This is a genomic window from Pseudonocardia xishanensis, from assembly GCF_039541715.1.
GTDB lineage: Bacteria > Actinomycetota > Actinomycetes > Mycobacteriales > Pseudonocardiaceae > Pseudonocardia > Pseudonocardia xishanensis.
Genome location: NZ_BAABGT010000061.1, coordinates 1 through 23416, shown reverse-complemented (window position 1 = coordinate 23416; position 23416 = coordinate 1). Strand labels below are relative to the sequence as shown.

Annotated in this window: 20 protein-coding genes and 2 pseudogenes; 18 read left to right on the top strand and 4 right to left on the bottom strand. The window is 68.5% G+C overall.

From position 1 onward, the window contains the following. Nucleotides 1-79 precede the first annotated feature (79 nt). Nucleotides 80-1735, top strand: coding sequence for a class I adenylate-forming enzyme family protein (locus ABD993_RS20930; protein ID WP_345421003.1), 1656 nt, complete (start codon nt 80-82; stop codon nt 1733-1735). 28 nt (nt 1736-1763) lie between these two features. Then, nucleotides 1764-2360, top strand: a complete 597-nt coding sequence (locus ABD993_RS20925; protein WP_345421000.1) for a TetR/AcrR family transcriptional regulator — start codon at nt 1764-1766, stop codon at nt 2358-2360. Between the two features lie 18 nt (nt 2361-2378). On the opposite strand, the gene ABD993_RS20920 is transcribed toward ABD993_RS20925, so the two are convergent. Further along, complete coding sequence (locus tag ABD993_RS20920) at nt 2379-3263, bottom strand: SDR family NAD(P)-dependent oxidoreductase (protein ID WP_345420997.1); 885 nt, start codon at nt 3261-3263, stop codon at nt 2379-2381. Nucleotides 3264-3518: 255 nt separating this feature from the next. On the opposite strand from ABD993_RS20920, the gene ABD993_RS20915 reads away from it, so the two are divergent. From ABD993_RS20915 to ABD993_RS20885, 7 genes are all read left to right on the top strand, one after another. Continuing rightward, nucleotides 3519-4703: an ABC transporter substrate-binding protein gene (locus ABD993_RS20915; protein WP_345420994.1), complete on the top strand. Its 1185-nt coding sequence runs from the start codon at nt 3519-3521 to the stop codon at nt 4701-4703. A gap of 170 nt (nt 4704-4873) precedes the next feature. Continuing rightward, on the top strand, nt 4874-6064 hold the full coding sequence (locus tag ABD993_RS20910) for an ABC transporter substrate-binding protein (protein ID WP_345420991.1): 1191 nt from the start codon (nt 4874-4876) through the stop codon (nt 6062-6064). A gap of 28 nt (nt 6065-6092) precedes the next feature. Continuing rightward, on the top strand, nt 6093-6986 hold the full coding sequence (locus ABD993_RS20905) for a branched-chain amino acid ABC transporter permease (protein ID WP_345420988.1): 894 nt from the start codon (nt 6093-6095) through the stop codon (nt 6984-6986). A gap of 10 nt (nt 6987-6996) precedes the next feature. Then, on the top strand, nt 6997-7917 hold the full coding sequence (locus tag ABD993_RS20900; RefSeq protein ID WP_345420985.1) for a branched-chain amino acid ABC transporter permease: 921 nt from the start codon (nt 6997-6999) through the stop codon (nt 7915-7917). Then, complete coding sequence (locus ABD993_RS20895; RefSeq protein ID WP_345420982.1) at nt 7914-8672, top strand: ABC transporter ATP-binding protein; 759 nt, start codon at nt 7914-7916, stop codon at nt 8670-8672. Before ABD993_RS20900 ends, ABD993_RS20895 begins: the two co-directional genes overlap by 4 nt. Continuing rightward, the gene (locus ABD993_RS20890; RefSeq protein WP_345420979.1) at nt 8656-9393 is read left to right on the top strand and encodes an ABC transporter ATP-binding protein; all 738 of its coding nucleotides are present in this window, start codon (nt 8656-8658) and stop codon (nt 9391-9393) included. The genes ABD993_RS20895 and ABD993_RS20890 overlap by 17 nt, the downstream gene beginning before the upstream one ends. Nucleotides 9394-9407: 14 nt before the next feature. Further along, on the top strand, nt 9408-10139 hold the full coding sequence (locus tag ABD993_RS20885) for an SDR family NAD(P)-dependent oxidoreductase (RefSeq protein ID WP_345420977.1): 732 nt from the start codon (nt 9408-9410) through the stop codon (nt 10137-10139). Here ABD993_RS20885 and ABD993_RS36835 read toward each other — a convergent pair. After that, nucleotides 10087-10611, bottom strand: a complete 525-nt coding sequence (locus ABD993_RS36835; RefSeq protein WP_425569072.1) for an SDR family NAD(P)-dependent oxidoreductase — start codon at nt 10609-10611, stop codon at nt 10087-10089. The two genes, ABD993_RS20885 and ABD993_RS36835, sit on opposite strands and share 53 nt — an antisense overlap. Nucleotides 10612-11116: 505 nt before the next feature. On the opposite strand from ABD993_RS36835, the gene ABD993_RS20880 reads away from it, so the two are divergent. From ABD993_RS20880 to ABD993_RS20855, 6 genes are all read left to right on the top strand, one after another. Beyond that, complete coding sequence (locus ABD993_RS20880; protein ID WP_345420974.1) at nt 11117-12460, top strand: MFS transporter; 1344 nt, start codon at nt 11117-11119, stop codon at nt 12458-12460. A gap of 501 nt (nt 12461-12961) precedes the next feature. Next, nucleotides 12962-13141: a hypothetical protein gene (locus tag ABD993_RS20875; protein WP_345420973.1), complete on the top strand. Its 180-nt coding sequence runs from the start codon at nt 12962-12964 to the stop codon at nt 13139-13141. A 273-nt stretch (nt 13142-13414) separates the two neighbouring features. Next, nucleotides 13415-14893 carry an aldehyde dehydrogenase gene (locus tag ABD993_RS20870; protein WP_345420970.1) on the top strand — a complete coding sequence of 493 codons (1479 nt, stop codon included), beginning with the start codon at nt 13415-13417 and terminating at the stop codon, nt 14891-14893. A gap of 165 nt (nt 14894-15058) precedes the next feature. Continuing rightward, complete coding sequence (locus ABD993_RS20865) at nt 15059-15865, top strand: acetoacetate decarboxylase family protein (protein WP_345420968.1); 807 nt, start codon at nt 15059-15061, stop codon at nt 15863-15865. Nucleotides 15866-16058: 193 nt separating this feature from the next. Further along, entirely contained in the window at nt 16059-17729 is a 1671-nt protein-coding gene (locus tag ABD993_RS20860; protein WP_345420965.1) for a long-chain-fatty-acid--CoA ligase, read from the top strand. A gap of 594 nt (nt 17730-18323) precedes the next feature. Then, the gene (locus tag ABD993_RS20855; protein ID WP_345420962.1) at nt 18324-19082 is read left to right on the top strand and encodes an enoyl-CoA hydratase/isomerase family protein; all 759 of its coding nucleotides are present in this window, start codon (nt 18324-18326) and stop codon (nt 19080-19082) included. A gap of 179 nt (nt 19083-19261) precedes the next feature. Here ABD993_RS20855 and ABD993_RS20850 read toward each other — a convergent pair whose 3' ends face one another. Further along, entirely contained in the window at nt 19262-19729 is a 468-nt protein-coding gene (locus ABD993_RS20850; RefSeq protein WP_345421033.1) for a hypothetical protein, read from the bottom strand. 356 nt (nt 19730-20085) lie between these two features. On the opposite strand from ABD993_RS20850, the gene ABD993_RS20845 reads away from it, so the two are divergent. After that, complete coding sequence (locus ABD993_RS20845) at nt 20086-21018, top strand: LLM class F420-dependent oxidoreductase (RefSeq protein WP_345420959.1); 933 nt, start codon at nt 20086-20088, stop codon at nt 21016-21018. Between the two features lie 160 nt (nt 21019-21178). Next, nucleotides 21179-21946 carry an NADPH-dependent F420 reductase gene (locus ABD993_RS20840; protein WP_345420956.1) on the top strand — a complete coding sequence of 256 codons (768 nt, stop codon included), beginning with the start codon at nt 21179-21181 and terminating at the stop codon, nt 21944-21946. 211 nt (nt 21947-22157) lie between these two features. Here the strand turns inward: ABD993_RS20840 and ABD993_RS20835 are convergent. Continuing rightward, nucleotides 22158-22775 (bottom strand): annotated as a pseudogene (locus tag ABD993_RS20835) (transposase); the annotation flags it as partial. A gap of 65 nt (nt 22776-22840) precedes the next feature. Between ABD993_RS20835 and ABD993_RS20830 the strand changes: the two are divergent. Continuing rightward, nucleotides 22841-23348: pseudogene (locus ABD993_RS20830) on the top strand (transposase); the annotation flags it as partial. Between the last annotated feature and the right edge of the window lie 68 nt (nt 23349-23416).

Genomic DNA, 23416 nt, shown 5'->3' with positions numbered 1-23416 from the left:
AGGGGAATTGCGAGTGCTTCTCAACGTACCGTTGAGTATGTAAAGTTCGACCAAGGCTTCGATACGAGGAGGTGCCACCGTGGGCATCGACGTGACCACCCTGGTCGGCCGCCGCGCGTCCCACCGCTGGGAGCGCTGCTCGGTCGGCGACGTCTTCGAGCGCGTCGCGGTCGCCCGCCCGGACGCCGAGGCGCTGGTCGGGGTGTTCGGGGCGTTCAGCGAGCCGGGGTTCGAGCGGCTCAGCTACGCGCGGGCGGACGCGCTGGCCAACCGGTTCGCCCAGGCCCTGCTCGCGCGCGGGCTCGGGCGCGGGGACCGGGTGCTGTTCGTCTGTGACAACTCCGTCGAGGCGTTCGTGGCCAAGATCGGCGTGGCGAAGGCCGGATGCGTCGCGGTACCGGTCAACCCGAGCCAGACGCCGGATGTGCTGGCGCACGCCCTCGCCCTCACCGAGCCGGCGCTCGTCGTCGCGGACGCCGGGTGTCGCAGGTTGCCGGACGCGGGCGGCCTGCCCATCGACGTCACGATCCCGATCGGGGGCCCGGTCGGGCCGGGCGAGACCGGCTTCCGGGAGTTCTGCGCGGAGGGCTCGGCGAATCCGCCCGATGTCGACATCGCCGCGGACGACATCTGGCAGATCCTGTTCACCTCGGGCACCACGGCGATGCCCAAGGGCGTGATGATCTCCCATCAGTACTCGTACCTCACGGCGCTGAGCTGGGCGCTGTCCTACACCCGCGGGCTCGACCACGAGTCGCGGCTGCGGATGGCCTGCTTCGTCCCGATCGTCTTCCACGTCGGGGACGCCGCGTACACGATGCCCGCACTGTTCACCGGCGGGTCGATCGTGCTCGGCCGCCGCCACGACGTCGCCGCCGTCGCGGACACGATCGCCGCCGAGCGCGCCACCGCGGTCATCGCAGGCGGGATCGAGCTCGCGAACAGGCTGGTCGATGTTCTGGAGGCGCGCGGCGCCGCGGCGGTGGAGTCGCTGACCTGCATCGTCTACGGACTCGGTCTGCCGAGCGCCGCGATGGCCGCGCGGCTGCAGGCTCTCCGTCCGGGGATCAGCATGCTCGGCATCGCCGGGCAGACCGAGAGCGTGCCCGCCCACCGGTTCGTCGCGAGCGCGTTCCCCGAGAAGCACGCCGAGGCGCTGGAGCGGCACGCGAACGTCGTTGGCTGGCCGAACCCGCTGCTCGCCTCGAAGGTCGTCGACGTCGAGGACGGCACGGACGCCGCCCCGGGCGCCGTCGGCGAGCTCGTCTACCGCTCGCCGGTGATGACGGCGGGCTACTACCGGGACGAGGAGGCGACCCGGCAGGCGTTCGACGGCGGGTGGTTCCACTCGGGCGACCTGGGGTCGACCGATCCCGGAGGCGAGCGCCTGATCGTTGGCAGGCTGAAGGACATGATCAAGACCGGGGGCGAGAACGTGGCGGGGAGCCGCGTGGAGGCCGTCGTGGCCGAGCACCCCGGGGTCGACCGGGTGGCGGTGGTCGGGCTGCCCGACGAGCGGTGGGGCGAGGCCGTCACCGCGGTCGTGGTGCCGAAGCCGGGTGAGTCGGTGGTCGAGGCGGACCTCATCGCGTTCGCCCGGGCCCGGCTGGCCGGGTACGAGACGCCGAAGCGGGTGGTCGTCGTCGACGACCTGCCGACGGACTTCGTGGGCAAGGTCCGCAAGTACGCTCTGCGGGAGCAGTTGATCGCCGGGGCCGCGGACGTCGGTCCGTGAGACGGCGAGCGAGAGAAGGGGCCCGGTCATGGTGACGCGCGCGGAGATGTCGATCCGCACCCGGGCGAGCCTGATCAGCGCGGCGATGGACCTGCTGGCGACCCGGTCGTACGACGACATGAGCGTGGGGGACGTCGCCGCCGCGGCCGGGGTGACCAAGGGGGCCTTCTACCACCACTACGTGGGGAAGGAGGAGCTCGTCTTCGCGCTCCAGCAGCACTTGCTGGACGAGGCGATCGACGCCTCGGCCGTGATCGTCGCGGAGCGTCTGCCGCCCGCGGAGGAGCTGCGCGCCCTCGTCCGGCTGCACCTCACCGCCGTCGTCGAGCACCGGCAGGCGCTGTCGGTCAGCCTGCCCGAGCGCCGCTCGGCGGGCCCCGAGAAGTGGGCCGTGATCCGCGCCAAGCGGAACCGGATCGAGGCGTTCGTCGTCGAGTGCATCGAACGCGGTCGGGAGACGGGCGCCTTCGGGCCCGGCGACGATCCCCGGCTGCTGGCGTACGGGATGCTCGGCATGTGTTACTGGAGCAACGTGTGGTTCCGTCGGAACGGCAGCTGGAGCATCGACGAGGTGGCCGACGTGCTCAGCCGGATGGTGCTCGACGGGGTGCGTGCCGGCGCCTAGACGTCCGGGGCCTGCGGCCTACAGCGAGGTCTGCAGGTCCAGCACGCTGCGGCCGAGGTAGCCGGTGTCGTCCCGGTCGCCGACCGTCTGGCTCGCGGTGATCGCCGACTGGATCTCGCCCGTGCGCAGCGAGAGGATCTCGGCGTACTCGGGGTGCGGGAAGACGTAGAACCGCCCCGTCACGATCGCGTCGACCACCACGTCGCCGACGTGCTCGGGCGCCATGCCCGGCGTCGGCTTGTCGAGGGTGACGGTCGGCTCCTGGGTCGGCGCCGCACCGCGGAGCGCACTGGTGTTCTTGTGCAGCCCGGTGTCCACGAGGCCCGGGCACAGCACGGCGACGGACACTGCGGTCCCGGCGAGCTCCGCGCGCAGGGTCTCGGACACGGCCAGCGCCGCGTACTTGCTCAGCACGTAGTCGCCGGCGCCCGCCAGGGCGAAGTGGGACAGGATCGACGCGGTGTTCACGATCTGCGCCGGGAACCCGTCCACCTTCATGGCCGGGACGAAGGTCCGGATCCCGTTGAGCACGCCGCGTACGTTGACGTTCAGCACGAGGTCGAGGTCGGCGTCGGACAGCTGATCGAGCGTCGCGCGGGCGGGGCCCACGCCGGCGTTGTTGCACAGGATGTCCACGCGGCCGAAGGCCTCGGCAGCGACCGCGGCGGCAGCCCTCCAGGCCGCGAGGTCCGCGACGTCGAGCGCCACCGGCACGGCTTCGACCCCGCGTCCGGTGAGCTCGGCGGCGACCTCGCGGACCGACCGCTCGTCGATGTCCGCTACAACGACCCGGACACCGCGGTCCGCCAGCCGCTGCGCGATGGCGCGGCCGATGCCGGATCCCGCCCCCGTGACGAACGCGGCCTTCCCGGCCAGCTCGTCGGCACTCTGCACGAAGCTCATCTCGCCACCTCGACTGAAGTCGGATCGGCCGGTCCCGGACGCACCGCCCGAGAGAACCTGGGGTCGCCGCGTCCATCGCGGCCCGGCGGCGGGACGCTATCGCCGGTCCGGGAAGCCCGTCCACTGTCGCAACTACCAGTGTCCGCCACCGCCTGCACCGACGACCCTCAGCGGGAACCGCCTGGCCTGGCGCTCGGGGTCGCCGTCGGCCGCGGTTCGTCTCCCACCAGAGCACTGCTGCCCTGAGAGGTCTTCGTGAAACCGATCCGCACCATCCTCGCCCTCCTGCTCACGGCGGGGGTCACCGCCGCGTGCGGGACGGACGCCGCCGCACCCGCCGACGGGTCCGGACCCGTCGACGTCACCTACATCGCCGATCTCTCCGGCCCCGGTGCGGCCTACGGCAAGCGCTACGTCGAGGGGGTCCAGTACCAAGTCGACCAGATCAACAAGGCCGGTGGCGCGGGCGGTCACCGCATCGAGCTGTCGGTGGTCGACTCCGGGACGGACCAGAAGCAGGGGCTCGCCGCGATGACCTCGGCGGCCCGCGGCTCCGCCGACGTGGTGATGTACGCGCCGCTGGGCAACCTGGCGCTGGCGATGGCGCCGGTCGCGCAGCAGAACGGGGTGCCGTTCATCGTCGGGCAGGCGGCGAGCAAGGGGATCACCGAGACCGGCGACCACGTCTACCGGATCACGATGAGCGACATCCACTACTGGGAGCCGATGCTCAAGCGGATGCACGACCGCGAGGGCGTCACATCGGTCGCGATCGTCTACGCCGCGGACAACAACAGCACGACCGAGGCTGCGGCCTTGATCCCGGAGCTCGGCGCGAAGCTGGGGGTCCGGGTCACTGAGTCCGTCGCGATCAAGTCCGCCGACGTCGACTTCGCCACCCCCGCCGCCCGCGTGCTCGCGGGCAATCCGGACGCCGTGGTCGTGCTGGCAGTGGGCCCGGGCAACTCCTCGATCATCACCGCGCTGCGCCAGCGCGGCTACGCGGGCAAGTTCTTCGGCGGCGTCAATGTGCAGGGCGGGGTCCTCGGACCGGCGGGCGACGCGGCCAAGGGCACCTTCGTCGCGACCTCGTTCGTCGCCGCCGAGCAGCTGCCGTGGGCGAGTGGCACGGCGTTCTCCGCCGAGTACACCGCGGCGACCGGCTCGGCCCCGGACAACTTCATCGCGGGCGGACACGACCAGTTCGTGTTCCTGCAGAAGGCGGTGGAGTCCCTGGGAACGGGCGCGGTGGACCGCGAGTCGATCAACGGTGCGCTCGCGAAGGTCGCCGCGGAGGGTTTCCCGGGCGCGGCCGGCGACCCGATCGTCTTCAAGGACCGCAACGCGCTGACCCCCGGTGTCGTCGGGGTCTGGGACGGGACGAAGTTCGTGCTCGCCCCCGACCAGGGCGCGGGCCTGTTCGACCCCACGACCTCCTGACTCCGGGCGAGACGACGCCACCCGGTCGCCGCAACTGTCGGTTGTGACAGTGGTCCGACCGGGTGGCACCTCTCATGCTGAACGAACATACCCGTGGGTCGGTTCGTTCTCCGGACGGATCCGGCTCGCGCGGTCAGTCAGAGCAGTGCTGCCCTGAGAGGTGCCCCCAGATGAGAACCACGCGCGCCGTCCTCGCCCTGGCGCTGGCCGCCGGGCTCGCCACCGCCGCCTGCGGGACCGGAGGCGGATCCTCCGCGCCCGGCGGTGCCCAGACCGTCGACATCACCTACATCGCGGACCTGTCCGGGCCCGCGGCCGTCTACGGCAAGCCCTACGTCGACGGGGCGAAGTTCCAGGTCGACCAGATCAACAAGGCGGGTGGCGTGCACGGTCGGCAGCTGACGATCGACGTCGTGGACTCCGGCACCGACCAGAAGCAGGCGGTCGCGGCCATGACCGCGGCGGCCCGCGGCGACGCGGACGTGGTGATGTACGCGCCGATCGGCAGCCTGGCACTGCCCATGGCGCCGATCGCCCAGCAGAGCAAGGTGCCGTTCATCGTCGGACAGGCCGCGAGCAAGGGCATCACCGAGGCCGGGGACCACGTCTACCGGATCACCACCAACGACATCCACTACTGGGAGCCGCTGATCGCGCGGATGCGGGACCAGAACGGCGTCAAGTCCATGGCGATCGTCTACGCCAGCGACAACACCAGCACCACCGAGGTGGCCCAGCAGCTGCCGGACATCGCGGCGAAGCTCGGGATCACGGTCACCGACTCGGTGCCGGTGAAGTCCAACGACGTCGACTACGCCACCCCGGCGGCGAAGGTCCTCGCCGGCGACCCGGACGGCGTGGTCATGATGGCCGTCGGCCCGGGCAACGCGTCGATGATCACGACCCTGCGCCAGCGTGGTTTCGACGGCGTGTTCTTCGGTGGCGCCAGCCTCGCGGGCGGGGCACTCGTTCCGGCAGCCGCCGAGGCCCACGACACCTACCTGGCCACGCCGTTCGTCGCGTCCGACCAACTGCCGTGGGCGAGCGGGGTCGACTTCACGAAGGAGTACACGGCGGCGACCGGATCGGCACCGGACAACTTCAGCGCGGGCGGGCACGACCAGGTCGAGTTCGTGCACCAGGCCCTGGAGTCCCTCGGGGACACCCCGTCGGACCGCAACGCGCTCAACGGCGCCCTCGCCACGGTCGCGAGCAAGGGCTTCGCGGGCGCGACGGGCGACCCCGTCACCTTCGCCGACCGCAACGCGCTGACGCCCGGCGTCGTCGCGATGTGGGACGGCACCAAGCTCGTCCTCGCCCCCGGCCAGACCACCGGCCTGATGGCCCCCGGCACGTCCTGACCACCGCCCACCGGCGAGGAGGAGCACCATGCTCGGGCAACTGCCCAACGCGGTCGCGCTCGCGTCCGTGTACACCCTGTTCACCCTGGGGCTCACCCTCTGCTGGGGTGTGCTGAACGTGCTCAACCTCGCCCACGGCGCGCTGTTCGCGGCGAGCGCGTTCCTGGCCTACCGGCTCACCCAGGTGGTGCCCGGGATCCCGCTCTGGGCGCTGTTGCCGATCATGGCCGTCGGCATCGGGCTGCTGTCCGCCCTGGTCCAGGTGCTGGTGTTCGCCCCGATCCGCGCCCGCGGCGCGGGGGAGCACGACGTGGAGATGCGCACCCTGATCGCCGGGGTCACGGTCGCGGCCGCGATCACGACGGTCGGGGCGATCCTGACTGAGCACCAGCCCTTCGCGCTGCCGCGCGAGGCCCTGGAGGTCACCACGTTCGACGTCCTCGGGGCACCGGTGACCAACGTCCAGGTCCTGCTGCTGGTCGCGGCGGTCGTCCTCGCGTGCGGGCTGCTCGGCTACGTCCGCTACACCCGCGACGGCCGGGCGCTGCGGGCTGTCGCGGTGGACCGCCGGGCCGCGCGGCTGATGGGCATCCCGGTGCGCAGGCTGGAGGTCCAGGCCCTCGCGCTGAGCGGGGCGCTGGCCGGGGTGGCCGGGCTGTTCTTCGCCCTCTACCTCGGCGCCGGGGACGCGCACATGGGCGACACCCTGCTGCTCAAGGCGTTCGCCATCGTCATCCTCGCCGGGGTCGGCAGCCTCGGCGGAGCCGTGGTGTTCGCGTTCGTACTGGCCTTCGTCGAGGCATACGTCGGCTACTACGCCGGCGCCGACCTGCGGGACGTCGCTGCGTTCGCGCTGATCATCGTCATGCTGCTGGTCCGTCCGACGGGGTTGTTCCCGCGGGCGATCGGGCAGCGGGCGTGAGGGGAACGAGATGATCGACCTGTTCGCCGCGAACGAGGGTGTCATCGCGGGTGCCCTGGTGTTCGCCCTGCTGGCGTACAGCCTTCAGGTGGCCCTGCGGGCCGGGGTGTTCTCGTTCGCCGGGTTCGCCGCCTACGGCATCGGCGCGTACGGCTCGGGCTTTCTGCTGCTGGAGGGTTGGAACGAGGTGGGCGCGATCCTGGTCGTGCTCGTCGGCGTCGCCCTCCTGGGCTGGCTGTTCGCCGTGCTGTTGACCCGGCTGAAGTCGCTGTACCTGGCCATGGCCACGCTGGCCCTGGTGCTGCTGGTGCAGTCCGCGGCGCTCGCCGCCGAGCCGGTCACCGGTGGCGCGCTGGGGATGTACGGTGTCCCGCCCGTGGTCGACACGCTCACCACGCTCGTCGTCACCGCGGCCGTGCTCGTCGGGGTGCTGCTGACCCAGCGGGGCAGGCCCGGCCGTCGGCTGCTGGCGCTGCGCACGGACGAGGCACTGGCCGAGGCGATGGGCATCGACGTGCGGCGCCGCCAGCGCGTCGCGTTCGTCTGGAGCACCGTCCTCGGCGGGATCGCGGGGATCTGCCAGCTCAGCCTGGTGGGGGTGTTCACCCCCGAGGACGTCGGGTTCCCGGTGATCGTCACGACGCTGACCGTGTTGGTGCTGGGCGGCACCTGGCACTGGGCCGGGCCGATCGTTGGCGCGGTGCTGACCGCGTTCCTGCCGTTCTGGCTCGCCGCGGTGGGGGACTGGCGCCCGGTGGTCGAGGCGCTGGTCACGGTGCTGGTCGTGATTTTCCTGCCGGGCGGCTTGGTGTCGCTGGTCCAGCGCGGCGGCGGTGCGCTGCGCGGTCGCGGACGGCGGAGCAAGCCTCCGGAACCCGTCGAACCCGCGGCGGTCACCCCCGCCGAGATGCGTACGGAGGCCGTCCGATGATCCTGGAGCTCGACGAGGTCGCCGTGTCGTACGGCGGCGTGCACGCCGTCCGGGGGGTGTCGCTGGGGCTGCGCGAGGGCGCCCTGCACGCCCTGGTCGGCCCCAACGGCTCCGGCAAGACCACCTTGATCAACGCCGTCTCCCGGCTGACGCACCTGTCCGGCGGGACGATCACCTTCGATGGCGCGGACGTCTCCGGTCTGCGGCCGCACCAGGTCTACCGGCGCGGTCTCGCTCGCACGTTCCAGGGCATCCGGCTCGTCGAGGACCTCACCGTCCGGGAGAACGTGGCCCTGGGGTTCGAGGGCCGCACGCCGGAGGCGCGGTGGTTCCGTCGCGGGGCGTCCGGGGCGGCGCTGAGTGCCGCCGACGAGGCCCTGGACCGGCTCGGGATCGCGGGGGTCGCCGCCGAGCGGCCGGGTGAGCTCCCCTACGGCGTGCAGCGCCGGGTCGAGATCGCCCGCGCGCTGGCGGGTGATCCCCGCGTCCTGCTGCTCGACGAGCCGGTCGCGGGAATGGGTGCCGCCGAGCGCGTCGAGATCGGGGAGACCCTGCGGCAGTTGCGCGCAGACGGGATGACCCTGCTGCTGGTCGAGCACGACCTCGCGTTCGTGCTGGGCTTGGCCGACCAACTGTTCGTGCTGGACTTCGGCACGCTGCTTGCCTCGGGCGACCCGCACGAGACCGCCGCGCTGCCTGCCGTGCGGACCGCCTTCCTGGGACCCGAGGAGCGTCGCCGTGACCGCAGTGCTTGAGGTGTCCGGCCTGGTCGTCGGCTACGGGGCGGTCACCGCAGTGCAGGGGGTCGACCTCGTGCTCGAGGCGGGCACCGTGGCCGTGGTGATCGGCGCGAACGGGGCGGGCAAGAGCTCGCTGATCAACGCGGTCAGCGGGCTCGTCCCGGCGCGCTCGGGCAGCGTCCGGTTCCGCGGGGAGGAGATCCTCGGCAGACCCGCGCACACCATCGCCGCGCAGGGCGTGGTGCAGGTGCCCGAGGGCAGGCGGATCTTCGCGCCGCTCACCGTCGAGGAGAACCTCGCACTGGGCGCCTACACGACCCGCTCGGCCAAGCGCCGCAGGGAGATCCTGGACTCGGTCTACACCACGTTCCCGGTGCTGGCGGAGCGCCGGAGCAGCGTCGCGGGGCTGCTCAGCGGCGGCCAGCAGCAGATGGTGGCGCTGGGCCGCGCGCTCATGGCGGACCCGACCGTCCTGCTCCTCGACGAGCCGTCGATGGGGCTGGCCCCGGTCATGGTCGACGTCGTGATCGACGCGATCGAGGAGATGGCCAGGGCGGGCGAGCTGTCGATCCTGCTGGTCGAGCAGAACGCGGCGGCCGCGCTGTCGGTCGCCTCGCACGCCTACGTCGTCGAGAACGGGCTGGTGGTGCTGTCGGGGCCCGTCGCGGAGATCCGCGACGACCCGGCGGTGGCCCGCGCCTTCCTGGGCCTCGACACCGAGGCCACTAACGGATGAGGGGGAGAGACCCGGTGACCACACGACCGGTCGCGGTCATCACGGGCGGAGCGGGCGACGTCGGCCGCGCCACGGCCAGGGCGCTCGTCGACGGCGGCGCGCACGTCCTGCTCGTCGACCTCGACGAGGCCGCGCTGAAGGACGCCGCCACCGCATTGGGCGAACACGTCTCGACGTGCGTCGCGGACGTCTCCGACCCCGCCGACGCCGCGCGGTACGCCGCGGCGGGCTCCGAGCTCGGCGAGGTCCGGATGTTCTTCAACAACGCGGGCGTCGAGGGGCCCGTCGGCAACGTCGTGGACCTCGACGTCGACGCCTTCGACCGCCTGATGGCGGTCAACGTGCGCGGCATCTTCCTCGGCCTCAAGCACGTGCTCCCGCTCATGCCGCCCGGGTCGGCGGTGGTGAACACCGGCAGCACCGGCAGCCTCTCGGGCCAGCCGGAGATGTCGGCCTACGTCGCGTCGAAGCACGCCGTGCTGGGCCTGACCCGCGCGGTGGCCAAGGAGACCGTCGAGCAGGGGATCCGGGTCAACATCGTGTGCCCGGGCCCCTTGGAGGGCAAGCTCTTCGCGACGATCCTGGAGCGCCGCAGCGCAGATCCGGCCGACGCCACCGGGGCGATCCCGATGGGAAGACTCGGCAGGCCGGAGGAGGTCGCGAGCGTGGTCGCGTTCCTGCTGTCGGACGCGGCTACCTATGTGACCGGGGCGACGTACGTCGTCGACGGGGGTCGGCGGGCCTGACCCGGCCCGCTCGGACTGGCGAGGATACCCCAGACTTGACGGCCCCGTGAGCACAGGCCAGCTCCGACTCCGGAGGCGACACCCGCGCTGGTGCGCACGTCGACGATGTGCCCGGCGCGTTGCTGCGCATCACCGGGAGCACTGCGGGGGTGACATTCAGAAATCTCAGGACGTCGGTGTCGAAGAAGGCCCTCACCGTGTCGACCGGGGTCTCCTCGATGGAGCCGAAGACGCCGTAGCCAGCGTTGTCCACAAGGCGGTCGGTGCGTTCGAAGCGCTTTACGGCCGATGTCACAGCGTTGGTCGTCTCGTTCTCGACGGTGACGTCGAGTGGTAGGGCCCGTAGGCGGCCTGCGGCCTCGGGGAAGGCGTCGGCGACCGCGCGTGGCTCGCGTGCGGTGGCGACGACTTTATCGCTGGCCGTGGGAGCTGCCGCGTGAGCTGTCCCGAAGCCTCGCGAGGCGCCGGTGATGAACTAGACGGTCATGGATCCCCGACGGGTTGGGGACTCCTCGGGGAGACCCGTCGTGACCGAATAGGACATATGGAGCTTTCCGTCAATTCTGTAGAGCTTCTTGACCAATCATCGCTGCCGTGAGATTGTAGCTAGCGCTAGATCGCGGCTCAATCGGGTAAGTCCGTTCTGTCCTTCCAATTTGTCGAGCCGAAGGGGATTATTTGCACGAACCTGCTGGAGGCGGGACGATCTGTGTCGGTTATGGCGCTTAATGAGTCGACGCTCGCGTCGGCTAGCTCACTGCAACCTCCGGACGACTGAATATGGTCAGTCTCGCGCCTCACGGAGGTCGATGCGAATGGCAGGCGGTGTCGTGTCGTTACGGCGCGGACATCGCGTCATCACCGGGGTCCAACGCGTTTTTGGCGGACTCCACTCGGAGGCATCGCTCCCGCGCGTCATCCGAGAGTCGCTCACCTTTCTGCAGTTCAACGGTTGTCGTTCGCAAAGGAGTATTTGTATGGCATCGTCCTCGGCTGAGTATGCCCAAGTCGTTGACAATCGCACGCGAAGGCGCGCAGCGCAGGCGTCCATTATCGGTACGGTCCTCGAATATTACGACTTCAGTCTGTATGCGGCGGCTGCTGCGACGGTCTTCGGCGCCGTCTTCTTCGCCGGTGCGAGCCCGGCGGTCGCCACCTTGCAGGCGGTGGCGACATTCGCGGTCGGATTCCTCGTGCGTCCGATCGCGGGGACCATCTTGGGCGGGCTGGGTGACCGCTACGGCCGAAAGCGGATCCTGCTCTTCACCATGGTGCTCATGGGTGTGGCGACGTCACTGATCGCGGTCGTGCCGACACGGGAGCAGATCGGCTGGCTAGCACCGGTTCTGCTGATCGTGCTGCGACTGCTGCAGGGTATCGGAGCGAGCGCCGAGTACTCGGGTGCGACCCTGGTCGCCGTGGAGTTCGCCAAGCCGGGGCAGCGAGGCCTGCTGGGATCTCTTCCGGGCGCGGGCTCGACGCTCGGGGCGGCACTGGGTACCCTCATGCTTCTCCTGTTCTCTACGGTCCTCAGTCGCGAGCAATTTCTTTCGTGGGGTTGGCGTGTGCCGTTCCTGCTCAGCCTCGTACTCGTCGCGTACGCACTATGGCTTCGCATACAGCTGCCGGAGACCCCGGAATACGAGCGCTCCGAGGGCGTCTCCAGCCGCACCTCTACGCCGGTGCGGGATACGCTGCGACAGCACCCGCGCGCGTTAATATGTATCGTCGTCGCCGTGACCGGTCAGATCGGTCTTAGCTATTTCTACACGGTTTTCATGGCGACGTACGCCACCAACCAGCTCGGATTCGACGCGAGCCAGACCTTCATCGGCCTGCTGGTCGCCCAACTCGGTTCCTCGCTGACGTTTCCCTTCTTCGGATGGTTGTCCGACCGGATCGGGCGCCTGCCCGTGATGTTCTTTGGGTTCGCATTCTCCGCTGCGCTTGCTTTCCCGGCGTTCTTCCTGACAACCGATGGAGCGTTGCTCGGGTACTGTGTCATGGTGTTTCTGGGCAATGCGATCGGAAGCGGAGCCGTCTTCGCCGTACTGGGCACCTTCATCAGCGAGCATTTCCCGCCGCATCGACGTTTCAGCAGCATGGGGCTGAGCCGGGAGACCGGGAACGCTATTGGCGCCGCGGTGGTTCCCTTGCTCGCGGTGGCCCTCTCCTTCGAGTCGGGCACCTCGTCGCTCAGTCTGCTGCTCATCGGTTTGTCTGTGCTGGGAGCCGCGGCGATCGCGTTGATGCCGAAGACGCCCGCAGGGGCTTACCGTGCCCCGACCGCAGTCCAGGCCGAAGGACCAGCAGCCGGGTAGGACCGAGGGAGGCTCTTGCAATCCGTGGTGGGGTCCAGGTGGCGCGACGATTTCGCCGCCGGGAACTCTGTGGGATCCGGACTCTGCCTGCTGGAGGCGAGCGACGCGAGACCGGGCCGGCTTGCCACGCGCGCAAACTTGAAGCACGAGCGTGCATCGCGACTCACTCCAATGCTAGCCTGTATAGCAAGCGCTAACTAGACATGTGGCGCTCGGCGCGTGTGCGTGCAACGTGACTCACACCGGCTCAACCAGCCTCGGCGCTCAGGCGGAGAGTGATTCAGATGTCTAGTCGCACGCTTAGAGGGGTTCTCGGTCGACGACCTGGCGGTGTTCGAGGAGATCACGCAGCTGATGGCGGCCTGCGCCTACTGCGTCGGCAACGAGGAGTGGTAGCGCTGGGCTTCGTTATTCACACCGGACACCCGGGTAGAGGAGGTGGGTTCGCCGTCGCCCGGGATCCCTTCATGAACGAGCGGGTGCCCGTTCCGGCTCCTCTTCATGTTCCTCGACCGTCCGGTCGCCTTCGACTGGCCGTTGGTCGGGCGTGATGCCACCCAGTCGTTCGGTGAGACGCTTGAGGTGGACAACCGGACCACGCATCACCTCTTCATTTCGGAGATCATGCCGACGTCCGTCGACACCGCGACGGCAACCTGGCCCATGGAGGACTACGCCTGATGGCCGAAAGGGTCGCTGGTGCGGTCTCAGGACGGTTTCGGATACTACCACGAGACCTACGAGCGGCTGAACGACCACCGGTGGTACATCACCACCATCGACTTTGCGTACATCTGGGTCAATCGGCGACATTCGTTCATACCCCTGATAACAGTCATTTGGCTAGGGTCGCCGAGTAGCTGGAAGCTCCGTCGAGTCGAGGCGAACGATGGTAGGTGACACGAGCGCGGTGAGCCGACCGCGCCGATCACGCTACTTCTTCTAGGAGGACTGATGCAGAGAATCCCCATGCACGTCGACGGCCTGGACCGCCTGCCCGCCTCGGGGGAGTGGTTCGAGACGGAGGATCCCTTCCAGGGCAGCGCCTGGGCCGAGGTCGCGCGCGGCGAACGGTCGGACGTCGACGCCGCGGTGACCGCAGCGCACCAGGCGCTGACCGTCGGCGCGTGGTCCACACTCACCCACACGGCCCGAGGTCTCATTCTGAACAGGGTCGCGGACGGCATCTCCGCGAACGTCGACCGCCTGGCCGAGCTCGAGGTGCGGGACAACGGGAAGTTGCTGGCCGAGATGCGGGGGCAGGTCGCCTACCTGCCCGAGTGGTTTCGCTATTACGGAGGGCTGGCGGACAAGATCGAGGGAACCGTCATCCCGATCGACAAGCCCGGCCACTTCACCTTCACGCGTCGCGAGCCGATCGGCGTGGTCGCGATCATCACGCCGTGGAACTCCCCGCTGATGCTCCTCGCGTGGAAGCTGGTGCCGGCGTTGGCCGCCGGGTGCACCGTCGTCATCAAGCCGTCGGAGTTCACGAGTGCCTCGACGGTCGAGTTCGTCCGGGTCCTGGAGGCGGCAGGGCTTCCTCCGGGAGTCGTGAATGTCGTGACGGGCTTCGGCGCGGAGGTGGGTGCGCCGCTCGTCGAGCACCCCTTGATCCGAAAGGTCGGGTTCACCGGCTCGGACACCACGGGTCGCCTCATCGGGGCCCAGGCGGCGGGCAACCTGAAACGGCTCACCCTCGAGCTGGGCGGGAAGTCCCCGAATATCGTCTTCGCCGATGCCGACCTCGACGCCACGGTGAACGGAGTCATAGCCGGGATCTTCGCCGCCACCGGGCAGACCTGCATCGCCGGATCTCGCCTGCTGGTCCAGTCGTCGGTGCACGACGAGGTCGTAGAGCGGGTGGTGGCAATGAGCAGGTCGGCCCGTATGGGCGATCCGATGGATGCCGAGACGCAGGTCGGGCCGGTCACCACTCGTCCGCAGTACGAGAAGGTCCTCAACTATATTGCCGTTGCGCGGGCCGAGGGCGCCACACTGGCTCTCGGGGGCCGTCCCGCGGACCGGCCTGAGTGCGGGAACGGGTGGTTCGTCGAGCCAACGATCTTCACCGGCGTCGACAACCGCATGCGGATCGCCCAGGAAGAGGTCTTCGGTCCGGTCCTCGCGGTCATCCCGTTCGAGGACGAGAACGACGCAGTCCGCGTCGCCAATGACTCGCTCTACGGCCTGGGGGCCGGCGTGTGGACCTCGGACATCGGGCGCGCATTCCGGATGAGCGAGCGCATCCAGGCAGGCACCGTCTGGGTCAACACCTACCGAGCAGTGAGCTTCATGGCACCGTTCGGCGGCGTGAAGGACTCTGGCATCGGCCGCGAGAACGGCATTTCCGCCGTCGACGAGTACCTCGAGACCAAGACGGTCTGGATGAACACCGGAGCGCCGACGGGGAGTCCCTTCGTGATGCGGTGACGGCTGTCCGGAGCCGGGCGGGCGTCGCCAGGCCTTACTTGACGGCGTCCTGTGGTTGAGGGAGCATCAGCCAGATAGCAGTCTAACGAGCGTTCGACATAACTCCTCGCGGAGGGGCGAGAACGACTCTGACCCGCGAGGTCGCAGCACAGAGAGGGCTCATTGATGAGTTTCCGTCAGTCGGTCGAGAGCATCGCCCGGATCAATGCCACGCTGAAGAACAAGCGCCTCAGTGGCGAGCGCATCGAGGTCGCGTTCCGTAGCGACCCGAAGGTCATCGCGTCGGCGCTGCCGGCGCCTCTCGAGCCGAGCGGCAACGACCGAGTGACGGTTCGCGTCACCCGCTGGGTGACGAACTACTGCGGCGCCTTCACCATGGCCGGGCTCTATGTGGATGCGGCTCACGATGGCCTTCCCGGTGAGTACATCCTCTCCATGTTCATCGACTCCTACGATGCCGCCCTGCTGATCGGACGCGAGGGCTTCGGCGAGCCGAAGAAGATGGCGTCGATCGACCTCTTCCGCAGCGGGAACGGATTTGTCGGCACGGTGGACCGGATGGGTACTCGGTTGATGACCCTGAACGTCGCGACCGGTGAGGACGAGGGTCCCAGTAGGGGTGGCGGAGTGCTCTACTCCGTCAAGGCGACGCTCGCGCTCGGCGGCGGGTTGCAGGAGGATGCACTGCTTCTGGCTCAGGAGGTGGACGTCACGAGCTCGGAGAACCGTCGCGGAGCCGGTGCGGTCACCCTCGGTGGCACCGCTCACGATCCGCTCGACGAGTTCCCGGTTCTGGAGGTGCTCGGTGCGTCCTATGCGGTCTCCGAAATGGGTGAGCCCCGGCCCGTGGCAGGTGGTGAGCACCTCCGAGCCGTGATCCCCGCGGAGGAGTTCCTGCCTTTTCACTACGGACGCCTGGACGACTGGAGTGCACACGACGCCCTCGGGCCGCTGGAGAGTGGCCGGGCCTGATCCATCGACAACCGGCAGGGGCCGACGAGTCGACGGGCGGACAACGGATAACCGGTCTGCACTCGGGGTGTGAGTCTGGTTGCTGCCCATGCCCTCCACTCGGTCAGGGTGAGGACCGAGCCCCAGTCAGGGCCTGAGCCCCGGAGTCGACGGGAACCCGCCGATCGACAGCACCCCTCTGGAGATGGTGACCATGACAGCAGAGACATACGAGCCGGGCCGGGCGCGCCCGGTGCCGCAGCCGGGCCTGATGATGGACTTCCCGCTGACCGTCCATCACATCTTCCGCAGGATGCAGGGCATCCACGGTGCGAGGAAGGTCGTCACCCTGGTCGACCCGGAGACGGGCGCGGTCACCGAGCGCGACTTCCGGGACGTGGCCGCCCGCGCCGGTCGGTTGGCGCACGCGCTGGAACGACTCGGCGTCCGCCCGGGTGACCGGGTCGCAAGCCTGGCATGGAACAACGCCCAGCACCTCGAGATGTACCTGGCCGTGATGTGCATGGGGGCTGTACTACACACCATGAACCTCCGTCTCCACGGCGACCAGCTCGCGTACACCGTGGAGCACGCTGGGGACAGCGTGGTGGTCGTCGAGAGCTCGCTCGCCGGGCAGTTCGCAGAGGTCCTCCCGCAGCTGCCCGGTGTCAGGCACGTCGTTGTCATCGCCGAGCCCGGCGAAGAATGCCCGGATCTACCCGGCGCGCTGGACTTCGAAGCGCTCCTGGCCCAGGAGCGCCCGGACTTTGCGTGGCCGGAGATCGACGAGCGCTCGGCCGCCGCGCTTTGCTACACGTCGGGGACCACGGGCGACCCCAAGGGCGTCATGTACTCCCACCGGTCGATCGTCCTCCACGCGCTCGCGATGTCCGGTGCCGACGTCTACGGCATCACCAGCCGAGACCGGGTGCTGGCACTGGTGCCGCTCTTCCATGCCATGGGCTGGGGCCTGCCCTTCGTGTGTGGTCTCGTCGGCAGCGACATCGTCATGCCGGGCCGACACCTCAAGCCTGCCCCCCTGGCCCGGCTGATCGAGGAGCAGCGGGCGACCTGGTCGGCCGGCGTCCCGACGCTGTGGCTCGACCTCCTTCACCACCTCGACAGCATCCCGCCTGCTGATAGGACCCCTGACCTGTCATGCCTGCAGACGATCCTCTGTGGGGGGACGGCGGTGCCCGAGAGTCTTGTCCGGGAGTACGACGAGCGGTTCGGTGCCGAGATGATCGAGGGTTGGGGGATGACCGAGATCTTCCCGGGCGCCACCGTCGAGCGGGTCGACCCGGGCGACTTCGCCGTCGGGGTTGGCGCGCGGCGCAAGAGTGCCGGTCGGATCTCGCCGCTGTACGAGCTCCGCCTCGTCGATGGCGATGGCGTCGTCCTGCCGCATGACGGTGTTGCAGTGGGTGACGTCGAGGTTCGTGGCCCGTCCGTGGCGAGCGGTTACTTCGACGCGCCCGCGGCCACCGCCGCAGCCATCCACGACGGCTGGCTCCGCACGGGCGACGTCGGGACGATCGACGGCTCCGGCCACCTGCGCATCACCGACCGTGCGAAGGACGTCATCAAGTCCGGTGGGGAGTGGATCTCCTCGCAGGACCTCGAGGTCGAGCTCGTCGCCCACCCGGCGGTACGCGAGGCGGCCGTCATCGGAGTTGCGGATCCGCGCTGGGGCGAGCGGCCGCTCGCCTTCGTTGTGCTCGGGGCGCCGGTCACCGAGACGGAACTGAGGGAATACCTCTCCGCCCGGGTAGCGCGATGGTGGGTGCCCGAGCACTTCCGGATCGTCGAAGAGATCGCCCGTACCACGACCGGCAAATACGACAAGAAGGTGCTGCGTTCGTGGGCCGGCGCCAACCGGGTGTAGGGACGTCCAGTCGGCGCTCGATCGATCGGTCACGGTCTCGGGCGACCCGACCCGTCGTTCCGGTGCTGATCCGGGCGACGAACGTCGCGATCTCAGCTCACAGAGGTCTTCGAGACGTTGCGCTCGGCGGACGCGGCGCCGGTTGCTGTGTCGGCAGTGGAAGCGCAGTCGCGGCGCGATAACGAATCGACGATTCGGCTGGGCATGACGCCAAGCAGGGGTCGGTGAAACGCCGACCGAAGACGGGTCCGCACAGCGGCGAGGGCCGAGGCAAAGCTCCAATGTTCACCTCGATTCGGTCGGCGCGCCCTCGCGACGATGACGTGCCTCTTGTGTCCCTGAAAGATGGGGGCGCCGGGCGGTGGGCTCGTGCAGCCTTGATGAAAGATCAACTCTGGCCGTCGATGCCGAGATCGCCCGGCGGATGCTTGGCCGAAGTGGACAACGGGTCGTCGGGCGTTGCTTGACGGGACGTCCGCGCCATGCAACGTTAGCTAGCGCTAGGTACGTCACCTGAGGGTAGCGGTCTGCGCTTCTCGGGGATCGAGCCCGAGCAGGAACCCCGCGAGGTAGAGCGAGAGCAGAGGGACGTGGATGAGCGACTTCGTACTGAGTAGAGTCGAGGGGCACGTCGGCTGGCTCACTCTGAATGACCCCGATCGATTGAACCCGGTGACGTTCGCCCGTATTGCGGAGATAGGCGCAGCCGCAGAGGCTATGTCGTGCCGCGATGACGTGCACGTCGTCGTCGTCACCGGTGCCGGCCGCGCGTTCTGCGCCGGTGCCGATCTGTCCGGGGCGGATACCTTCCTGACGCAGGACAGTCCGCCTGCGAGCGGGTCCATGACCGAGGGCGCGGGTTTATGGGCGCTTACCGCGATGCGTCAGCCGGTGATCGCCATGCTGAACGGTGCGACGGTCGGCTATGGCCTCGAGCTCGCGTTGCAGGCAGACCTACGCATCGCTGCGGCCAGTGCTCGCCTCGGGCACCCCGCTGTGAAGCTCGGGACCATCACGGACACCGGCGCCGCCACATGGCTGTTGCCTCGCCTCGTCGGCTCGGCTGTCGCTGCCGAGGTTCTCTATTCGGGTGCGTTGTACGAAGCGGTGGACGCGCTCGCTATGAGGCTGGTCAACCATGTCGTGCCAGATGATGAGCTGCACGGATTCACTGCGCGGATGGCCGCGACAATGGCGGCCAATTCGGCCTGGGCCCTACGGACGACGAAAGAACTGCTCTTCCAGGGCCTGCAAGAGTCGGCACACGCGAACGTTCTGAAGCAGTCAATCAAGGTGAACGAGGGTGACCCCACCTACGACCCGTCGCCCCACCTGGTGCGCTTCAGGAAGTGATGTCGAGGCAGGTTTGCCTCGTCCGCTCTCGGCCGATGTCGTGAAGTCGGTCCAGCCAAGGGTGATTGACCCTGGTTGGTGGACACGCTGATCCCCGCATCGACGCGGAAGGCGAAACGACGTCTGACCATCGCCAGCGAGAATTAGGCCGACGAGCCTCGTCGGCGGGCTGTCGAGCTCTATGAGCCCATTCCGGTTGAGACGGTGAGGGGGATCGCCGCCGATCTCGGTACCGAGCGCCCCATCTTGGGGTCATACAAGTCCGAGCTCGGGACCGGGATGTTTCGTTCGGTGCCCACTGTCGCAGGGCGGTCAAGGGCGACGGCCGTCCGGTTGGCTTGACAGGGTGGATTCGGGTCGTCGATGGATATGTTCTGCTGTCCGATCGCCCAGTCGGCTGTGTCCACGTCGGGGTGGTCCTCGGATACGAGCGCTGTTCGGTTGACGATGTAGACCTCGGGCAGTTCCGTGCGATGGCGACAGTGGCCGAGACGAGCAGCGTGATCGAAGCTGCTCAGCTCCTCTGTCTGACGCCAGTCCGGGCATGCGCCCATCGCCTCGTGCTGGTCTTGGTCGCCCGAGCGCGGCGTGTCCTCGGCGAGTGGTGAGTGCGAGGCGAAGGTGCGGCCGACCTGCGAGGCGATCACTGGGATCGCGACCCGCGCGATTCTCGGCTGCGCCTCCTGGCCGGTCCGCTGGTCGGGTGCGGGCGGGCCTCAGGACCGCAGGAGATCTGAGCCGCGTGCTCTATCTAGCTAGCGCATGCTATTGACGCTGGGGGGACCCCGCCGTAGCGTCAAGGTTATGGCTGGGGTCACATTCCGCTCGCCGTGAGTGGCCGCCTCACTGCGACGCGTAGGCGACGTCGTGTCGTGAGTCGGTCCGAGGCCTTGAGGTGTAGGTCGGCGGATCGGCGCCTGCCGTGCGAGAACTGCTTGTGTCAGTCGCCCCGACTTCTGGGCGTCGTGTCGTAATCAAGGAAGACAACGAAGGAGAAGGTCGCATGAAGGTAGGCGTGCTCTCGATGAACACGGACGAGGACCCCATTCCCCCCATGGACTTCGCCCGTTTGGTCGAGGACAGCGGCATCGAGTCGATCTTCGTCCCGGACCACTCGCACGTACCCGTTGGCTCGGCCGTGCCCACTGACCTGAAGGGCTCGTACGGCGGCCAAGAGGAAGAGCGCGAGGCGCGTTTCGCTGCCTCGCCCGGGGGATTGCCTCGTGAGTACTACCGCAACTACGAGCAGCTGACGACGCTGACCGCAATCGCTGCAGTGACGTCGACCCTCAAAGTGGGTACTGGCATCTGTCTGGTCGTCCAGCGGGATCCGCTGTACCTGGCCAAGCAGGTCGCAACGCTCGACCACTTCAGCGGCGGGCGGTTTATTTTCGGCGTCGGTGCAGGCGCTTCTTGGAACCGGGAGGAGTTGGAGAACCACGGAGTAAATCTCAAGACCCGTAACGCCCTCATGCTCGAGCGGATCGAGGCCATCAAGGCCATTTGGGCCAACGATCGAGCCGAATACCACGGAGAGCAGGTTGACTTCAACCCCGTCTTCAGCTGGCCGAAGCCGATCACGCAGCCCTATCCGCAGATCCTGATGGGGGGTATGGGACCCACCGTCCTCGATCGAGCCTTGAGTCATGCCGACGGGTGGTTTCCAGGACACACCGACGACGCGGCCTTCGATGGACTCGGCGACCGGTTCACGGAGCTTCGCGAGCGAGCAGCCGCCGCTGGCAAGTCGACCGAGATCAACCTCAACTTCGGCCAACTCGGGTTTGTCGACAAGTACGTCGAGCTCGGAGTCGACCGGGTCGTGTTCAAGCTGCCGAGCCCGGTCAGCGAGGATGAACTCCGGAAGTTCATCCACGAGGTGGGCAAAATCGCCCAGCAGGCAGACGACTCGTCACTGGCACCTTCGAGGGTTTGAGTCGCGGGCTGACAGAGTCCCGGCGGCCGCTTCGTCGTGGCGTGACGACGTCGTCTCGTAAAGCCGGGGCCTCCGTCCGCGGGGGCTAGTCGGTGGCCGTAGCTGCCCGAAAGCACAGCTGGACAGGACGGTGACGGTTCGCGTAGCGAGCCGGTCAACAATGGAGGCGAGTCACATCAAGATTGGGATCCTCGGCGCCGGCTTCATTGGCGCCACCCTCGCTACTAGGCTGAGCCAGTCCGGCCACGAAGTCGCGGTGGCGAACTCCCGCGGGCCGGAGACCATCGACCCGGGTGTGTTGGTCTCGGGTGCCGAGGCTGTAACCGCCGCTGACGTCGTCGTCGGCGTCGACGTGCTCATCACCTCGATCCCCTTCAATCGGATGTCCGGGATCGTGTCACTGGTGGCGCGCACCTCGCCCCAAACGGTGGTCATCGATACCTCGAACTATTACCCTCACCGGGATGGCCACGTCGCGGATATCGACGAGGGTCAGGTAGAGAGCGTCTGGGTGTCCGACCAGCTGGGGCGCCCCGTGGCCAAGGCATGGAACGCCATCGGCGCCGAGTCGTTCGCCAGCAAGGCGACTGCGCCGGGCACCCAGGGGCGGATCGCCGTACCGGTAGCCGCGGACCGTGACGGCGATCGCTCGGTGGCCCTGCAGCTCGTCGAAGAAACGGGGTTCGACGCGGTCGACGCAGGAGCGATCGCCGACTCCTGGCGGCAGCAGCCGGGCGCCCCTTCCTACTGCACTGACCTGACCCGGGACCAGCTTCGAACGGTTCTCGCCTCAGCTGAGAAGGACCGGATCCCCCGACGTCGCGACCTGATCATGAGCGTCGTCGCCGAGCGGCTCTCTGGCAACGGGGGAAAGGGTGACTGGTTCGGCGACTGGTTGGTGCAGCTCAATCGGGCGATTTCACTATGAGTAGGTCGGCCGGTCGAGGGTGCGTGCTTGTCCAGGAACTCCTGACGATCTAGTCTGTCGATCGCTGAGTATCGTCCCTGAGTGCGAAAGAAGGGGACATCAACGGCAAGAGCGCGCACTGGTAGGTCAAGTCCGCTGGCATGGTGTGTGACGACTCCCGCGTGATCTTCGAGATCGGTCGGTCCTTGAGCGCCGAGATCATGTCGGTGGAGGTCACCCCCTCGCTGCTGTTGGTGGCGGTGTCGGGGACGGCGGCGACGCGGGAGCGGGCGAGGACCCCGAGACCGAGGTAGCTGCGTCCTTCGGGCCATTCGTCGTACTGTCCGGCCAGAACCACGCCGACCAGACGGGTCAGCGAGTCGAGGTCGAAGATCCCGACGACGTCGGTGCGGCGGCGGATCTTCCTGTTCAGCCGCTCCGAGGGGTTGTTCGACCAGATCTGGCGCCAGAGCTCCTTGGGGAAGCCGGTGAAGGCCAGGACGTCGGTGCGGGCGGTGTCGAGGTGCTCGGAGACCCTCGGCAGCTTCTCGGAGAGGGCGTCGAGGACCCGGTCGAACTGGGCGTGTGCACGCTGGCGGCGTCGGGTTAGTCGCGGACCCGAGTGCAGTAGCGCCCGCACCCACGGCCTGCTGGACTCGGGGGTCGCGGCGATCAGGTTCGCCGCGTAGTGGGTGCGGCAGACTCCCAGGCCGCCACCCGGGCAGGGTGGCGCCGATCGCGGCGACGAGTCCGGCGTGGGCGTCGGAGGTGACCAGCCGGACCCCGGTCAGGCCGCGGCGGTGAGGTCGCGGAGGAAGCCGAGCCAGCTGGCGCCGTCCTCGGCAGAGGTGGGGAGTGTCTGATCTTCGGTTTGTCAGGTCTAGCTCCGGGCGTGTCCCGGGGGAAGGACCAGCCATGACCGACACGATCGAGCCCATGCCACCGGGCCGGCTCGACCAGTAGCAACCGCCCAGGAACTCGTGGAGGCCGCGCGTGCCGAGGGCGTGGAGCTCGTCGGCCCAGACGGGCTTCTCACCGGGTTGACCAAGACGGTGCTCGAGACTGCCTGGAAGCGGAGACGAGCGAGCACCTGGGCTATGACCGTCACGACCCTGCCGGACGTGACGGCGGGAACTCGCGCAACGGCACCCGCACCAAGACCGTGCTGACCGAGATCGGGCCGGTCGAGATCGAAGTCCCGCGCGACCGCGACGCCAGCTTCGAGCCCGTCATCGTGCGCAAGCGCCAGCGTCGTCTCGACGGGATCGACGAGATCGTGCTGTCGTTGACCGCTCGCGGCCTCACGACAGGCGAGGTCGCGGCGCACTTCGCCGAGGTCTATGGGGCGAAGGTCTCCAACGACACCATCTCGAACATCACCGACGAGGTCCTCGACGACATGGCCGAGTGGCAGAACCGGCCCTCGACGCCGGGCGGATTCTAGCGATCGTTGCGAATCGTTTGTCTAGTAGTCCGGTCTTTCCAGCGTTG

What these genes read in the sequence shown, in the direction of transcription:
- ABD993_RS20925 (WP_345421000.1), top strand. Translation starts at nt 1,764, where the DNA reads ATGGTGACGCGCGCGGAGATGTCGATCCGCACCCGGGCGAGCCTGATC.
- ABD993_RS20920 (WP_345420997.1), bottom strand. Translation starts at nt 3,263, where the DNA reads ATGAGCTTCGTGCAGAGTGCCGACGAGCTGGCCGGGAAGGCCGCGTTC.
- ABD993_RS20910 (WP_345420991.1), top strand. Translation starts at nt 4,874, where the DNA reads ATGAGAACCACGCGCGCCGTCCTCGCCCTGGCGCTGGCCGCCGGGCTC.
- ABD993_RS20905 (WP_345420988.1), top strand. Translation starts at nt 6,093, where the DNA reads ATGCTCGGGCAACTGCCCAACGCGGTCGCGCTCGCGTCCGTGTACACC.
- ABD993_RS20900 (WP_345420985.1), top strand. Translation starts at nt 6,997, where the DNA reads ATGATCGACCTGTTCGCCGCGAACGAGGGTGTCATCGCGGGTGCCCTG.
- ABD993_RS20895 (WP_345420982.1), top strand. Translation starts at nt 7,914, where the DNA reads ATGATCCTGGAGCTCGACGAGGTCGCCGTGTCGTACGGCGGCGTGCAC.
- ABD993_RS20880 (WP_345420974.1), top strand. Translation starts at nt 11,117, where the DNA reads ATGGCATCGTCCTCGGCTGAGTATGCCCAAGTCGTTGACAATCGCACG.
- ABD993_RS20875 (WP_345420973.1), top strand. Translation starts at nt 12,962, where the DNA reads ATGTTCCTCGACCGTCCGGTCGCCTTCGACTGGCCGTTGGTCGGGCGT.
- ABD993_RS20870 (WP_345420970.1), top strand. Translation starts at nt 13,415, where the DNA reads ATGCAGAGAATCCCCATGCACGTCGACGGCCTGGACCGCCTGCCCGCC.
- ABD993_RS20865 (WP_345420968.1), top strand. Translation starts at nt 15,059, where the DNA reads ATGAGTTTCCGTCAGTCGGTCGAGAGCATCGCCCGGATCAATGCCACG.
- ABD993_RS20860 (WP_345420965.1), top strand. Translation starts at nt 16,059, where the DNA reads ATGACAGCAGAGACATACGAGCCGGGCCGGGCGCGCCCGGTGCCGCAG.
- ABD993_RS20855 (WP_345420962.1), top strand. Translation starts at nt 18,324, where the DNA reads ATGAGCGACTTCGTACTGAGTAGAGTCGAGGGGCACGTCGGCTGGCTC.
- ABD993_RS20845 (WP_345420959.1), top strand. Translation starts at nt 20,086, where the DNA reads ATGAAGGTAGGCGTGCTCTCGATGAACACGGACGAGGACCCCATTCCC.
- ABD993_RS20840 (WP_345420956.1), top strand. Translation starts at nt 21,179, where the DNA reads ATGGAGGCGAGTCACATCAAGATTGGGATCCTCGGCGCCGGCTTCATT.